Consider the following 13,503-nt stretch of genomic DNA (forward strand, 5'->3'; position numbering starts at 1 on the left):
TTCTTCATTCGCTGTGGATCAATAGTCATTCATTCGGAAAGCGCGGCGTTGTGATAGACCTCTTGGACATCGTCCAGGTCTTCGAGCACATCGAGCAGCTTCTGCATCCTGGCGGCGTCTTCGCCGGTCAGTTCGATCGTGTTTTCGGCCCGCATGGTGACTTCGGCCACCTCGGGCTTGAGGCCGGCGGCCTCGAGTGCGTTCTTGACGGTTTCGAAATCGGCGACGGCCGTGATCACCTCGATGGCGCCGTCGTCATCGGTGACGACGTCCTCGGCGCCGGCTTCGAGCGCGGCTTCCATGACCTTGTCTTCATCGGTGCCGGGCGCGAAGATGATTTGGCCGCAGTGCTTGAACTGGAAGGCCACCGAGTTTTCCGTTCCCATGTTGCCGCCGTGCTTGGAGAAGGCGTGGCGTACTTCGGCCACGGTGCGCACGCGGTTGTCGGTCATGGTGTCGACGATGATCGCCGCGCCGCCGATTCCGTACCCTTCGTAACGAATTTCTTCGTAATTGACGCCTTCGAGGTTGCCCGTGGCCTTGTCGATGTTGCGCTTGACGGTGTCGATCGGCAGGTTGACCGCCTTGGCTTTTTCGACCGCCAGCCGCAGCCGGGGATTGGCGCTCAGGTCACCCCCGCCGGCGCGCGCGGCCACCGTGATTTCGCGAATGGCGCGCGTCCAGAGCTTGCCGCGCTTCTCGTCCTGGCGGCCCTTCCGGTGCTGAATGTTTGCCCATTTGCTATGTCCGGCCATGGCTTTCTATCTCGCAGTCTTGTGTTTTCAAAGCAGGCTCCGAGTTTACTGTCCGGCGCACACAACGGCTCGCGAGTCGGCGCCGAGGCGGCGCTCCCTTTTGGTGATAATCCCCCGATGACGCCATCGCCTTCCGTCGGGCCCGGGAATCCGACCACCCTGCCGCCGCACACCCCCTTGCCGCTGTACTACAAGAACGAGGCAGAGCACCAGGCGTTCCTGCGTCGCATCTTCGACAGCACCGCCGCCGACTACGACCGCATCGAGAGCGTGCTCGCCTTCGGCACCGGTCCGTCCTACCGGCGGGCCGCGCTGTCGCAGGCCGGGCTTGCCCAGGGCGCGCAGGTGCTCGACGTCGGCATCGGCACCGGGCTGGTCGCCCGCGAGGCGCTCAAGATCATCGGCCCGACCGGCAAATTGACAGGTGTCGATCCCAGCGTGGGCATGATGGAACAGATCGACCTGCCGGGCGTGGAGCTGGTTCCCGGCGTGGCCGAGGCGCTGCCCCGGCCCGACGCCAGCTGCGACTTCGTGAGCATGGGCTATGCCATGCGCCACATCAGCGACGTAGCGGCCGCCTTCGGCGAGTTCCACCGCGTGCTGCGCCCCGGCGGACGCCTGGTGGTGCTCGAGATCACCAAGCCGAACGGCCGCATCGCCACCGCGCTGCTCAAGGGCTACATGCGCGCGGTGGTGCCGCTCATCGCCCGCGTGGTCGGGCGCCGTTCCAATACCTCGGAGCTGTGGCGCTATTACTGGGACACCATCGAGGCCTGCATCCCGCCCGAACGCGTGCTGGAGGCGCTGCGCGCCGCCGGTTTCACCGACGTGCGCCGGCACGCCAGCCTGGGTGTCTTCTCCGAGTACATGGCCCGCAAACCGGAAACCGCTGTCGAGGCCGGCTGACCGTGCAAGTCCAGGGCGAAACCTCACATCTGCGCGTCGAGCGCCTTTCACTGCCCGCCTGCCTCGCGCTGGCCGCGAACGGCGCCGCGCCTTTTGCGGCGCTCGGCTACGGCACGCCGCACGAGCTGGCGTGGATGCCGACAGTCAACGCGCGCGTTCTTTCGGCGCAGGGTGCCATGGCCGACGTATGGCACGTGACCGGCGCGCACGTCGAGTCGGGCACCACCGGCATCGCCCGCTGGCGCACCGATGGCCATTGGCTGCTCGGCGCCATCGATATCGACGAATCCACGGAAGAACAGAACCTCGCCGAAATCGCCCACCGCGCCTATCGCGACCTGTTCAAGACGCTGGACCAGGCCGCCACACCGCACCTGCTTCGCATCTGGAACTACCTGCCGCAGATCAATGCCGACGGCGGCGGGCTGGAGCGCTACCGCCAGTTCAACCTCGGGCGCCAGGAAGCCTTTTTCGAGGCCGGCCGCGCCGCCTTCGAGGGCGCCCCGGCGGCTTGCGCGCTGGGCATCCACCAGGGTGCGTTGTCGATCCGCTTCCTGGCCGGCCGGACCGCGCCATTGCCGGTCGAAAACCCGCGCCAGGTCTCGGCCTACCGCTACCCGGAAACCTACGGGCCTCGCTCGCCCACCTTCTCGCGCGCCGCGCTGGCCGACATCGGCAATGGCGAGGTGGCGCTGTTCATCTCGGGCACCGCGAGCATCGTGGGCCACGAAACCGTTCATCACGGCGACGTGCTGGAGCAAACCCGCGAAACGCTGCGCAATCTCGAAGCCGTGATCACGGCCGCCAACGGGCAGGTGACCCACGTCTCGGGAGCGTTTTCGCTCGCCACGCTCGACTGCGTGGTCTACGTGCGGCATCCGGCGGACACCGACAAGGTGCGCGGCGTGATCGAGAGCGCGCTCGGCGCCGGCGCGCCGATGATCCGCCATGCCGTCTACCTGGAAGCGGACATCTGCCGCAGCGACCTGCTGGTCGAGATCGAAGCCCATGCGGTCGCTCCGGGTCGCCTGCGGGCCTGACCCGCTGCGATCGATCGGACCGACGACCCCATGTCGATGACTCGCGTGCTGCGCATTCTCACGGCCATTCCCCTCGCGTTGATGCTCTACGCGCTGCTGCTTTTCCTCGGACTCATTTCGCTGGCCTGGAATTTCGTCGCCATGCTGCTTTATCCGGTGATGCCGGAGGCGCCGGCCCGCACGCTGGGGCGGCTGACCATCGCCTTTGCGTACCGCATGTTCTGGGGCCTGGCCTCCGTGACCGGGATGATGCGCATCGACGCCAGCTGCCTGGACCCGATGCGCAACGAGCCCGGCGTGATCTTCGTCGCCAACCATCCCACGATGCTCGACGCCCTGCTGCTGGTGGCGCGGCTGCCGCGCAGCGCCTGCATCATGAAGGCCGACCTGCTGCACAACATCTTCCTTGGCGCGGGTGCGCGGCTCGCGCGCTACATCAGCAACGAATCCGCGCGCACCATGGTGCGGCTGGCCGTGGCCGACCTGCGCAACGGCGGCCAGCTGGTGATCTTTCCCGAAGGCACGCGCACGGTCACACCGCCGGTCAACCCCTTCGGCCACGGCGTGACGCTGATCGCCAAGCTCGCGCACGCGCCGATCCAGACAGTTTTCATCGAGACCGACTCGCCCTATCTCAGCAAGGGCTGGCCGCTGTGGCGCGTGCCGCCGCTGCCCATCGTCTTCAAGCTGCGGCTGGGCGAGCGGTTCGCACCGCTTCCGGACAGCCACGTGCTGCAAGCGGAGCTGGAACAATACTTTCGCCAAAACATGGAACAGCGCGCCACCGACGCGTCCCCCGCATGCCAGACGCCTCGCGCACACACCTTGTCCTGATCCCCAGCTACAACACGGGCGAACGCCTGTTCTCGACGGTCGAAGCGGCGCGCGCGCAGTGGAATCCGGTCTGGGTGGTGGTGGACGGCAGCACCGACGGCACGGGCGAGCGCCTGCAGCAAATGGCCGCCAGCGACCCGGGTCTGCGGGTGTGGCTGCTGCCGCAGAACCAGGGCAAGGGCGCGGCCGTGCTGCACGGCCTTGGCGAAGCGCTCAAGGCCGGTTTCACGCATGCATTGACCATGGATTCCGACGGCCAGCATCCAGCCGATCTGATTCCCGCCTTCATGCGCGCATCGCAGGCCCGGCCGGAAACCATGGTGCTGGGCCGCCCGGTGTTCGATGCCTCCGCCCCGCTGCTGCGCGTGCGCGGTAGGCGCGTGTCCAACGGCTGGACCCAGCTCGAGACCCTGTTTGCCGGCGTGGGCGATTCGCTCTACGGATTTCGCGTGTACCCGGTGGCCGACCTCATCGGCGTGATGGCGCGGCAGCCATGGATGCGCCGATTCGACTTCGACACCGAAGCCGTCGTGCGGCTCGCCTGGCGCGGCGTCAAGCCAGTGAACATCGATGCACCGGTGAAGTACCTGACGGCCGAGGAAGGCGGGGTGTCGCACTTTCGCTATGGGCGCGACAACGTGCTGCTGACGTGGATGCACACGCGGCTGATGATCGAGTTCGTCTTGCGCCTGCCGGGCCTGCTGTGGCGCAAGGCGCGGCGCATGCCGCCCTTTCAGGCTTGATCTGAACTCGGCGGCTAGATCATTCCGCCGTTGATCGAGATCACCTGCCCCGTGATGTAGGCCGCCTCGTCACTCACCAGAAAAGAAGCCAGCGCCGCCACTTCCTGCGGCGTTCCGGCACGCTTCATCGGCACCATCTGGTTGACCATGGCGGGGTCGAACGCCGCATCGGCCATGGGCGAGGCGATGATGCCCGGCGCAATGGCGTTGACGGTCACGCCGCGCGACGCCACTTCGAGCGAGAGCGCCTTGGTCGCGCTGTTGAGCGCGCCCTTGGCCGCGGCATAGTTGACCTGCCCGCGGTTGCCGGTCAGCGCCGACACCGAAGAAATGTTGACGACGCGCCCCCAGCGCGTGCGCATCATCGGCAGCAGCAACGGCTGCGTCACGCGGAAGAATCCGTTGAGCGAAATGTCGATGACCTTGTGCCACTGCTCGGCGCGCATGCCGGGCAGCACGGCGTCGTCGTGCACGCCCGCGTTGTTGACGACGATCTGCACCGGCCCGCTTTCGAGCATGCGTTCGCACGCCACCCGGCAGGCGTCGTCGCTGCGCAGGTCGAACACGTGGCGCTCGGCCTTGCCGCCCGCGGCCGCGATGGCAGCCGCCAGTTGCTCCACCGCTTCGGGGCGCGAGTTGGCATGCAGCAGCACCGTGGCGCCGTCGCGCGCTAGGCGCTCGGCCATCGCTGCGCCCAAGGCGCCGCTGGCGCCGGTGATGAGTGCGCGTTTTCCTTCCAGAGTCATGGGTAAACCTCCCCCCTGCGGGCTGTGGTGCGAGTCCCTTCGGGCGGCCGGGCGGGACTCATGGCGTGGCTCCGGTTGCGAGCGGCGTGTTCAGCACCACCACGGCGCGGCCTTCGGCCAGCACACGCCCGGCGCTGTCGTTCACCGCAAATTCATAGAGGATCTGGTTCGTATCGCCCGAGAGGCGCTTCGCCTGCACCTGCAGCGCACCGGCAACGTCGTCGAGCCGCGCGACCGACAGGCGCACATTGCGCGCACTCGCAAGGAACCCGGCCGACGGCGTGCTTCCCTCGGCAGCCAGCAGGCCGCCGTGCAGCGCCATGGCCTGGGCTGCGTACTCGATGGCGGTGGGCGCGAGCAGGCCGCCCGCCGTCCGCAGCGGATTGTCGGGCTGCAGGTGCGTGCGGGTGCTGCAGTGGATGGACTCGGCGTCCCAGCGTTCGAGCCGCTCGAGCAGGCACATGCTGCCGCTGTGCGGAATGCGCTCGGCAATGCCGGCACGGTCGAGCGTCTCCGGGGCCATGGTCACGCGGTGGGCTCCAGGTCGGCCACCAGCAGCACGTTGGCAAAGGGCGTGCCTTCGCTCATTGGAATGCTCTGCACGCGAAACTCCAGCCGCTGCAGCACCGCCACCCAATCGGCCAGCGGGCGGCCCCAGGTGGGCGACACCTTGTGGCCGCGGATGCGCGTCACGGTGCGATCGACCCATTGGCTGATGGCGAAGCCGCGCTTGCTCGACGCGTCGCCGATGCGCAGCAGCAGCCGGGCATTCGCATTGCTGCCGCGCCGCAATGCGTCGCGCACGCGCTGCAGCACGCCGTCTTGCGCCTCGATGTCGACATAGTGCAGCACGTCGAGAATCACGACCAGGTCGCACTCGGGCAGCGGTGCCGTGCACATGTCGGCGCAAAGCAGCCGTGGCGCCGGCTGCAGATGCCCGATGGACGCCGCAGCGCGCGCCACGTCCTTGGGCATCAGTTCGATGCCGGTGTAGTCGGCCGCCGTCGGCGTGGGCTTCCAGGACGAGGGCCAGCGGCCGTGCGCCTGCATGCGGCTCATCGACGCCAGCAAGCTCGCAAAAAGCCCCTGCCCGCAGCCGATATCGACCACGCGGCGATGCGCCGAGTCGATCAGCCCGCGTTCGAGCAGCCCGCGAAACACCGGGTCGCGGCCCAGCTTGCCGCGCGCGAAATGCCAGGCGAAGCTGCCGCCCTTCTTGTAGGGAACGGTGGCGGCTTCGTGAAGCTCGCGCCAGGCGGTGTCGGTGGAAAAAGGCGGCACAGCGCTCATGGTTCAAGGCCTTCCGGCAAGGTGACGGCGCGCAGTCCGCCGGCGCGCAAACGTTCGAGAAGCAAGGGCAACACCTCCAGCAACACGGGGGTTCCCTCAGGAGTGCGCGCGGCATTGCCGTCGTGCAGAAGCAGGATGTCGCGCGCCTGCAGATTGCGGCCGAGGCGCGCCATGACCTTGGCGGGGTCGCCTTCCCGCGTGTCGAAGCCGCGGCGCGTCCAGCTCACCAGCGACAGGCCGAGCCGGTGCAGCACCGGCTCCAGGAACGGATTGCGCAACCCGGCCGGCGCGCGGAAACAGGTAGGCCTTTGGCCGGTGGTTTCGGCCAGGATGTCTTGCGCCCGCGCAATCTCGCTGGCAAAGCCGCGGGGGCCGAGAAAAGAAAAATTGTGCCGATGCCGCGCGGTGTGGTTCTGGATGCTGTGGCCCCGCGCCACGATCTCGCGCGCCAATGCCGGGTGGGCAAGCACGCGCTCGGCAATGCAGAAGAAGGTGGCGCGCTGGCCGTGTGCGTCCAGCAGGTCGAGCACCCGGGGCGTGACCTCGGGGTCCGGGCCATCGTCGATGGTGATCGCCACCTGGCCCCGGGCGCCGGCCGCTTCAGGCAGCCGCGTGACGTTGGGGCCCAGCAGGCTGCTGCGCGGCGTGAGCCCCGCGCCGGTGATCAGCGCATGGTTCAGCACGATGGCACCGATGGCCCAGGGCATGGCGCCCGGCACCAGGGCGCCCGCGCCGATGGCGGCCACGTGCCAGGCCGCGCTGGCGCGGATGGCTGTCGGCCAAGGCCAGGATTCGGACGGTGCAGCAGATGCGGAAGACATGGCGCGGGATTGTCCCATCAGCCGTGCGCGGCAGGCGGCGCCAATCGCCGCGCGAATGCGGCCGACAGCAAAAGCGCCAGCAGTGCACCCGGCGCAACCACGCGGCCGATCGATGACAGCGCCGGAATGTCCGAGATCGCAATCAACCCGAAAGACACCACCGTGGTCAGGTTGGCCAGCATCAGCGAGGCCAGCGTGTCCTCGTCGGCCCGCCCGGCCACGCGCAGTTGGTCGAAGAACAGCGCGTAGTTGGAGCCCACCGCCACGATCAGCAACAGCCCCACCAGGTGCAGGATGCCCAGCGGGACCTGAAGCACGGCCATGCCGCCGAGCGTGAGCACGACCGCGACCACCAACGGCTGGCACACCGCCAGCAGGCGCCGGCCCGAACGCAGGTAGATGCCGAGCAGCACCACCACTGCCAGCGCACCGAGCAGCACCTGCACGAAGGCCTCGTGCAGATAGCGCTGGTAGAGCCCCGCGAGCTCGCGGCCGACGTCGACCACCTGCACTTCGGGCACGCCCGCGAGCGCCTTTTCGAGCCCCTCCGCACGGAAGTTCGGGCCGGGATGCAGAACCACCAGCGTCGACCAGCCGCCGCCCGGGCGCTGGTACATGAGCGTATTGACCACCGACCCGAGCGGCCCGCCGGTCAGGTCGGTGCGCCGCACCGGTGCCAGCTTGCGCGCTGCTTCGACGTCGGCCAAGAAAGGCCCGAGCCGCGTGGCCGGAAGCGGCGAGCCTTGCGTGGCCTCGGCCAGCCGGGTGCGCAGCGCTTCGCTCTCGGGCAGGCTGGCCAGACGCGCCGCTTGCGTCGCCACGCTCGGCAGCACGCGGGTGACGGCCTCGAAACCGCCGAGCTCGCCCTTGTCGACCAGTGTCTCGAGCCGTGCCGTGGCGGCTTCGGTGTTGCGCAGCGCCGTTTCTTCATCGGCGCCGTAGACCACCACCAGCGTGCCGCCGTCGCCAGTGCCGATGTCGGCACGCAGCATTTCGTCGAGTTGCTGTGCCGACTTGGGCACCGGGCTCATCGCACCGAGGTCGGCGCGCCAGAGATGGCCGCCCTGCCAGACCACCACCACCAGCGCGGCGGCGCCAAGCCCGGCCAACACCCAGCGCAGGCGCGGGAGGCCGCGCACGAGCATGCCGGCAGCCTGCGCCATGTACCTGCGCATGCCCATGCCGGTGGCGCCATCGGGCGCGAGCACGGGCAGCGCGTAGCGCGTGGCCAGCGCGGCAGCCACGAGCCCCGCGATGGAAAACACACCCAGCTGCGCCAGGCCCGGAAATCCCGAGAACACCAGCGCCGCGAAACCGCACACCGAGGTCAGCAGCCCGAGCCGCACGGTGGGCCAATGCACCTCGCGCCAGCGGGCCCAGCCGGTGCCGGCCACGGCGGCGCCGCGGGCCTGGATCAGGTAATAGATGGCGTAGTCGACCGTCTCCCCGATCAGCGTGCTGCCGAAGCCCAGCGTCATGCCGTGCACCGAGCCGAACACCACGCTCACCGCGGCGGTCCCCACCACCACGCCGGTGGCCACCGGCAGGAACGCGATGACCAGCGCGCGCGGCGAGGCGAACGCCAGCAGCAGCAGGCCGCCCATCACGATGCCGCCGACGATGGCCAGGTGAATGGCCTCGGTCTTGATCTTGTCGCGGCTCAGCACGGAGAAAACGGGCGGGCCGCTCAGCAGCAGCTTCGGCCTGCCGGCCTCGGCCATGCCCTGCGTTGCGGCGTCGAAGGCCGCCTGCACCCGCGCAATGGCCACGGCCTGCGCATCGAGATCGCTGCCCGCCGCGCGCGTGGTGGCGATCATGAGCGCGCGCGGCGCGGTGCGCGACATCCACACGCCGTTTTCGCTGCGCGGCGCGCTGGCCGGCGTCAGCTCCACCGCGATGCGCTGCGTTTCGCCGGTCGGATCGCGGTCGAGCAATGGCTTGATGGCATTGCCGGCCGGCGTGCCCAGCATCGACAGCGTTTCGTAGATCGCGTCGCGCAGGCCGGCGACCGTGAACTGCTCGGGCCGCACGCCGGGCGAGAGCTGGTAGCGGTGCTCGAAGACCCAGGTGCCGGCTTCGCTCCAATCGCCGGTATCGCCGTTCTGGATCAGGTCGAACAGCTGGCTTTCGCGCATGGCCTTGGCGACAGCGCGAGACACCGCGGCACGCTGCGGCGCGTTGGCACCGCCCTCGATGCCGAGCATCAGCGTGCGCGACGCCACGCCGCTTTGCAGCTGCTCGATGAGCACCTGTTGCCGCACGTCGGGGCTCTTGGGCAGAAAGGCCGAGAGATCGGCGCTGAAGTGCGTGCGCGCAATCTGCAGTGCGCCGCCGAGCAGGACCAAGGCCCATACCAGCAGCACCACCGCCCGGCGCCGCCAGCTCGGCGGGCCTTCCCCGGCCTCGCGTGCCTTCACGGCGTGGTGCGTCCGGCAGCGCCCGGGCGTTCGGGCGTGATGCTCATCACCGAGCGGTCCCCGCCGACGAATTCCATTTCTAGGCCAATCACCTCGCTGGCGCGCCCGCTGATGCGGATGCTTCGCACCTGGGCGGCAAGCCGGCTGTCGGCCGGCAGCAGGTCGAGCGTCCAGTTCGCGGCCGAGCCGCTCACCGTGCTCCGGAAGTACCGCTGCAAGGTCGTGCCGTCGCCGCTCAGGGTGCCGCGCATGGCTTCGACCAGTCCGAGCAGCTCGGGCATGCTGTCGAGCGTCAGGGTGCGGTTGCGGCCGCCGCGCGACAGCGTGAGTGTGTTGCCTTCGACCGCCATCGTCTCGTCACGCGGCGACAGGGTGCGCCGCACCAGCTTGTCGGGGGCGCTGAAGCTCAGCGTGCCGCGCGAATCGAGCGGGCCTTCGAGGCCGTGTACGAAGCGCTGTTCGGTGAAGCGGGCTTCGCCGCTCTTCTGCTTGGAAAGCAGCCCCATCAGCTCGGGCAGGTCGAAAGCCCAGGCCGGCGCGGCGCAGCAGGCCAGCGCCAGCAGCAGGCTCCTGCACAGCCAGTCAAACCGAATCTTCGAGCCAGAAATCATGAAAATTGAACCAGTTGTACGGATAGGCGCGGCACAGCGCTTCCAGGCGCGTCACGTAGGCTTCGACCGCCGCGCGGATGCGGCGTTCCCGCTCGGCGGGATCGATTGGCCGCTCGCTGAAGTCGGCCAGGAGGTCGAATTGAACATCGTAGCGCGCGCCGCCGCCATAGAGGCCGGCCATGAAGAACACCTTGCGCCGCAGCAGCGCCGCCAGGCGGAACGGGCCGTCGTTGAAGCTTGCCGGGTGGCCGAGGAACGGCAGCACGATGGTGTTGCCGCGCTGTTGCGCCGGCTGGTCTTCGCTGCCCGGCAGGGTGCGGTCGGCCAGCATGCCGCCGAGGCCGCCGCCATCGAGCCAGTCGCGCAGCGCGAGCATCGAATGCGGGCGGCCCAGCGCGATCACGTGGGGCCGCAGTTCGGGCAGGCTGATGGCGTTGAGGATGGCCGTGATGCGCTGCGCATTGTCGGGATACATCAGCATCGCGAGCCGAAGCTCTTGCTTGTGCTCGCTTTTTTGCTTGCAGGCGCCCATCGCCTCGAAGCTGCCGACGTGCGCACCCAGCAAAAAGGCGCCGCGCCCGTCCAGCGCCTCGGTTTCGAGCGCGGGGTTGCCTTTGACCTGCACGTCGAACAGGTCCATGCGCCCGCGCAGGAAGTACACCCGGTCGAGTACCGTCGAGGCAAAGGCGTGCAGCAGGCGGTAGCCGTCGATCCAGCCGGCGTGCGGACCGATGGCCCTGAACAGGTAGCGCTTGATGTGGCGGCGCGGCGCGGGCGCGAACAAGAGAAAGTACAGGCTGATCGGCGGCAGCAGCAGGCGCGTGACATGGCGCCCGCAGACCAGCGCCATCAGGCAGATGAACCGCAGCGCCAGCATGTTGCTGCGCTCGGGCGTGTGCGCCCAGTCGCCGCGGTGGTCCGCCTGCGCCGCATCGCTCACGGCGCGCGTCTCGGCATCGGTGTGCTTCATCACGCAGACTCTTGCACGGCGGCCCAGCGGCCGGTGACAGCCACCACGCCGTCGCAGCGCACGTCGAAGCGCACGCCGCGCGCCGCGCCGGGCTCGGGTTGCAGATCGATGGAGAGCATGCTCCCCGGCCGCACGGGCGCGAGGAACTTGGCGGACGCAAGGGTGGGATGGCTGCCGAGCCGCGCGACCAGCGCGGGCACGCGCTGCACGGCTTCCATGACCTCGGCCAATATCAGCGCGCCCGGAAGCAGCGGCTGGCCCGGAAAGTGCCCGGCGAACGCCGGATGGTCGGCGGGCACCGCATGGGCCAGTTGCACCGGCGTGTTGTCGTCCGCGAGTTGTGCGAGCGCGAATTCGCGCAGTGCCCGCACCGTGAGCTTGCCGGTGCCTTCGCGCGGAAAAGCCTTCACCTGCACCACGCGGCGCGGCACGAACACCGGCTCCAGCCGCTGTCGCAGGGCGGCAATGATTTCGCCGGCCGAGAGCGTGGGCGCCACCACGAAGGCCACGGGGCGCACCACGCCGTCGGCCACTTCGTCGGGCAGCCAGAACGCGCCGTCCTCCACGCCAGGAATGCTGTTGAGGTGATAGTTCAGGTGTGCGAGCGAACTGCGCCGGCCCGCCACGTGGATCAGGTCGTTGGCGCGGCCGAACAGCCGGAAGCGGCGCGCGTCGAGCAGTTCGAGCACGTCGGCCATGGGCGTGGGTTCGGGCAGGAAGTCACCGCTGAAGATAAAGCGCTCGGGACCGTCGCCCTCGCCCGGCTCGGCATGCACGCGGATGCTGCCGAAGTTCTCCCAGATTTCGCTCTGGGTGGTGCGGCGGGTGGCGACCTGTCCCGATTCGGTGCTGCCGTAGATTTCGATCAGCACGCCGCCGAGCGCCTGCTCGGCCTGGGCGGCGAGTTGCGGCGACAGCGGCGCGGTGGCGGAAAGAATCAGGTCGACCGCCGGCAGTTCGATGCCCGACAGCAGCAGCGTCTTCAGATGGAAGGGCGTGGTGACCAGCGCGCGCGGACGCGGCACCGATTCCAGGGTTTTTGCGACATCGGCCGGAAAGAACGGCCGCCCGCTTTCGAACGCGGCGCCGCCGAGCATGGCCAGCAGTGCCGACGATTCCAGCCCATAGCTGTGCTGCACCGGCACGGTTGCCACCAGCGTCAGGCCGGCGAGCGTCGGCAGCCCGAGCAAGCTGGAGAGCCGCTCCACCGCCACCGCAACGTCGCCGACCAGCGTGTCCCACCGCTTGGCGTGCGGCTGGGGCACGCCGGTGGAGCCGGAAGTCAGCAGGCTCACCGCGTGCATGGCACCGTCGATGAGCGGTACCTCCAGGCCGTCGCCGCCTTCGGGGCTGGAGCGGTCTTCGATCAGCACACGCTGCATGCCGGGCGTGGCGAGATCGGCATCGTCGGTCAGCGCAAAAAGGCTCGATCCGCCGGATTCGAGCAGGCGCGCGAGCGTGTCGGGCCGCGCGTCGGGCGGTAGAAGGCTCGCATGGCCGCGCACCAGCGCAGCCGCCAGGCTGACGGCAAAGGCGTAGCGGTCGACGCACAGGTTGACGGCTTTCCCCTCCGCCGGCAGCACCGGCGCGAAGCGGGCCACGTCGGCCAGAAACTGCCGCGTGCTGATCGGCACGCCGGCCCGCCAGGCCAGGGGCGCATCGAGGCCCCGGTTGGCGATCAGCGGCAGCAGGCGGGTGTCGGCGGTCACGCGGGTGGCCCCTCTTTCATCGGCCGCCGGTGCCGTGGTCGATGGTCGATGTGCCTTGAAAGGCGCGCACCGCATCGATGAGCCGCGTGCGCTCGAATTCGGGATGCAGCCGATAGCGCACCAGGTGCTCGCCCACGAAAAGAAGCGTCACCGAGAGCGGGGTCAGCACGTTCGCGAGCAGCGACCAGGCTGAAAAAGGCAGGGTCAGGTACACCACGATGGACGACACCACCACCAGAGCGAAATAGACGGTCCAGATGCGGGTGAGCTGCGTGGTGTAGGCCAGCATGTGGCCCTTGAGCGGATGCACGCGCTGGGCGAACTGGGTGATCAGCGGAAGCCCCGGGCCGCGCAGCGAAGCACCGAACCAGCCGCACAGCAAGCCGTTGATGGCGACGTGCTGGAACACATAGAGCCGGTTGGTGTCGCCCGCTTCACCCAGGAACACGAGCGCGAAGCCAGCAATGCCGAGCAGCGTTGCGGCGGCAAAGCCCCAGCGGCCGAACTTGCTGGCTGCAAAACCGATGGCGGCAAGCCAGAGCGGGCCGAGCAAGACCACCACCGCCCACGGCTCTGTGGGGTGGAACAGCATCATCCAGTGAGAGAGGCCGGCATAGGCCACCCCCACCAGCAGCAGGAGCGCCAGTCGCCATCGTGACAT

Annotated in this window: 14 protein-coding genes; 4 read left to right on the forward strand and 10 right to left on the reverse strand. The window is 68.9% G+C overall.

Annotation, left to right across the window (positions count from 1 at the left end; genetic code table 11):
* Window positions 1-29: 29 nt before the first annotated feature.
* Window positions 30-755 carry a YebC/PmpR family DNA-binding transcriptional regulator gene (locus ACJ7Z0_RS04435; protein WP_431131629.1) on the reverse strand — a complete coding sequence of 242 codons (726 nt, stop codon included), beginning with the start codon at window positions 753-755 and terminating at the stop codon, window positions 30-32.
* A 117-nt stretch (window positions 756-872) separates the two neighbouring features.
* Between ACJ7Z0_RS04435 and ACJ7Z0_RS04440 the strand changes: the two genes are divergently transcribed.
* From ACJ7Z0_RS04440 to ACJ7Z0_RS04455, 4 genes are read left to right on the forward strand one after another with little or no spacing between them, the layout of a single operon-like run.
* Window positions 873-1,661: a class I SAM-dependent methyltransferase gene (locus ACJ7Z0_RS04440; protein ID WP_434788870.1), complete on the forward strand. Its 789-nt coding sequence runs from the start codon at window positions 873-875 to the stop codon at window positions 1,659-1,661.
* Between the two features lie 2 nt (window positions 1,662-1,663).
* Window positions 1,664-2,701: a chorismate transformation FkbO/Hyg5 family protein gene (locus ACJ7Z0_RS04445; RefSeq protein ID WP_434788871.1), complete on the forward strand. Its 1,038-nt coding sequence runs from the start codon at window positions 1,664-1,666 to the stop codon at window positions 2,699-2,701.
* Between the two features lie 30 nt (window positions 2,702-2,731).
* Complete coding sequence (locus ACJ7Z0_RS04450; RefSeq protein ID WP_434788872.1) at window positions 2,732-3,535, forward strand: lysophospholipid acyltransferase family protein; 804 nt, start codon at window positions 2,732-2,734, stop codon at window positions 3,533-3,535.
* Window positions 3,502-4,278 (forward strand): glycosyltransferase family 2 protein, encoded by a 777-nt coding sequence (locus ACJ7Z0_RS04455; protein ID WP_434788873.1) that lies wholly within the window; start codon window positions 3,502-3,504, stop codon window positions 4,276-4,278. The genes ACJ7Z0_RS04450 and ACJ7Z0_RS04455 overlap by 34 nt, the downstream gene beginning before the upstream one ends.
* A 14-nt stretch (window positions 4,279-4,292) precedes the next feature.
* Here ACJ7Z0_RS04455 and fabG read toward each other — a convergent pair whose 3' ends face one another.
* The 9 genes from fabG to ACJ7Z0_RS04500 are packed head-to-tail and all read right to left on the reverse strand — an operon-like array spanning window position 4,293 to window position 13,503.
* Window positions 4,293-5,024: a 3-oxoacyl-ACP reductase FabG gene (gene fabG / locus ACJ7Z0_RS04460; RefSeq protein WP_434788874.1), complete on the reverse strand. Its 732-nt coding sequence runs from the start codon at window positions 5,022-5,024 to the stop codon at window positions 4,293-4,295.
* Between the two features lie 58 nt (window positions 5,025-5,082).
* Window positions 5,083-5,547 (reverse strand): hotdog family protein, encoded by a 465-nt coding sequence (locus ACJ7Z0_RS04465; protein ID WP_434792605.1) that lies wholly within the window; start codon window positions 5,545-5,547, stop codon window positions 5,083-5,085.
* Window positions 5,548-5,549: 2 nt separating this feature from the next.
* Window positions 5,550-6,314 (reverse strand): class I SAM-dependent methyltransferase, encoded by a 765-nt coding sequence (locus ACJ7Z0_RS04470; protein WP_434788875.1) that lies wholly within the window; start codon window positions 6,312-6,314, stop codon window positions 5,550-5,552.
* Window positions 6,311-7,153, reverse strand: coding sequence for a polysaccharide deacetylase family protein (locus ACJ7Z0_RS04475; RefSeq protein ID WP_434788876.1), 843 nt, complete (start codon window positions 7,151-7,153; stop codon window positions 6,311-6,313). The genes ACJ7Z0_RS04470 and ACJ7Z0_RS04475 overlap by 4 nt, the downstream gene beginning before the upstream one ends.
* Window positions 7,153-9,552, reverse strand: a complete 2,400-nt coding sequence (locus ACJ7Z0_RS04480; protein WP_434788877.1) for an MMPL family transporter — start codon at window positions 9,550-9,552, stop codon at window positions 7,153-7,155. The genes ACJ7Z0_RS04475 and ACJ7Z0_RS04480 overlap by 1 nt, the downstream gene beginning before the upstream one ends.
* Window positions 9,549-10,163 carry a LolA-related protein gene (locus tag ACJ7Z0_RS04485; protein WP_431131647.1) on the reverse strand — a complete coding sequence of 205 codons (615 nt, stop codon included), beginning with the start codon at window positions 10,161-10,163 and terminating at the stop codon, window positions 9,549-9,551. Before ACJ7Z0_RS04485 ends, ACJ7Z0_RS04480 begins: the two co-directional genes overlap by 4 nt.
* Window positions 10,135-11,133, reverse strand: a complete 999-nt coding sequence (locus tag ACJ7Z0_RS04490; protein WP_434788878.1) for a lysophospholipid acyltransferase family protein — start codon at window positions 11,131-11,133, stop codon at window positions 10,135-10,137. Before ACJ7Z0_RS04490 ends, ACJ7Z0_RS04485 begins: the two co-directional genes overlap by 29 nt.
* Window positions 11,133-12,842: an ApeI family dehydratase gene (locus tag ACJ7Z0_RS04495; RefSeq protein ID WP_434788879.1), complete on the reverse strand. Its 1,710-nt coding sequence runs from the start codon at window positions 12,840-12,842 to the stop codon at window positions 11,133-11,135. The genes ACJ7Z0_RS04490 and ACJ7Z0_RS04495 overlap by 1 nt, the downstream gene beginning before the upstream one ends.
* 16 nt (window positions 12,843-12,858) lie before the next feature.
* Window positions 12,859-13,503 (reverse strand): COG4648 family protein, encoded by a 645-nt coding sequence (locus tag ACJ7Z0_RS04500; protein ID WP_434788880.1) that lies wholly within the window; start codon window positions 13,501-13,503, stop codon window positions 12,859-12,861.

This window comes from Variovorax palleresanus, from assembly GCF_051144945.1.
GTDB classification, from domain to species: Bacteria; Pseudomonadota; Gammaproteobacteria; order Burkholderiales; family Burkholderiaceae_C; genus Variovorax; species Variovorax paradoxus_S.

Bases quoted from the DNA above. Each gene is read 5' to 3' on its own strand.
- ACJ7Z0_RS04435 (WP_431131629.1), bottom strand. From the start codon at position 755: ATGGCCGGACATAGCAAATGGGCAAACATTCAGCACCGGAAGGGCCGC.
- ACJ7Z0_RS04440 (WP_434788870.1), top strand. From the start codon at position 873: ATGACGCCATCGCCTTCCGTCGGGCCCGGGAATCCGACCACCCTGCCG.
- ACJ7Z0_RS04450 (WP_434788872.1), top strand. From the start codon at position 2,732: ATGTCGATGACTCGCGTGCTGCGCATTCTCACGGCCATTCCCCTCGCG.
- ACJ7Z0_RS04455 (WP_434788873.1), top strand. From the start codon at position 3,502: ATGCCAGACGCCTCGCGCACACACCTTGTCCTGATCCCCAGCTACAAC.
- fabG (WP_434788874.1), bottom strand. From the start codon at position 5,024: ATGACTCTGGAAGGAAAACGCGCACTCATCACCGGCGCCAGCGGCGCC.
- ACJ7Z0_RS04465 (WP_434792605.1), bottom strand. From the start codon at position 5,547: ATGGCCCCGGAGACGCTCGACCGTGCCGGCATTGCCGAGCGCATTCCG.
- ACJ7Z0_RS04470 (WP_434788875.1), bottom strand. From the start codon at position 6,314: ATGAGCGCTGTGCCGCCTTTTTCCACCGACACCGCCTGGCGCGAGCTT.
- ACJ7Z0_RS04475 (WP_434788876.1), bottom strand. From the start codon at position 7,153: ATGGGACAATCCCGCGCCATGTCTTCCGCATCTGCTGCACCGTCCGAA.
- ACJ7Z0_RS04485 (WP_431131647.1), bottom strand. From the start codon at position 10,163: ATGATTTCTGGCTCGAAGATTCGGTTTGACTGGCTGTGCAGGAGCCTG.
- ACJ7Z0_RS04490 (WP_434788878.1), bottom strand. From the start codon at position 11,133: ATGAAGCACACCGATGCCGAGACGCGCGCCGTGAGCGATGCGGCGCAG.
- ACJ7Z0_RS04500 (WP_434788880.1), bottom strand. From the start codon at position 13,503: ATGTCACGATGGCGACTGGCGCTCCTGCTGCTGGTGGGGGTGGCCTAT.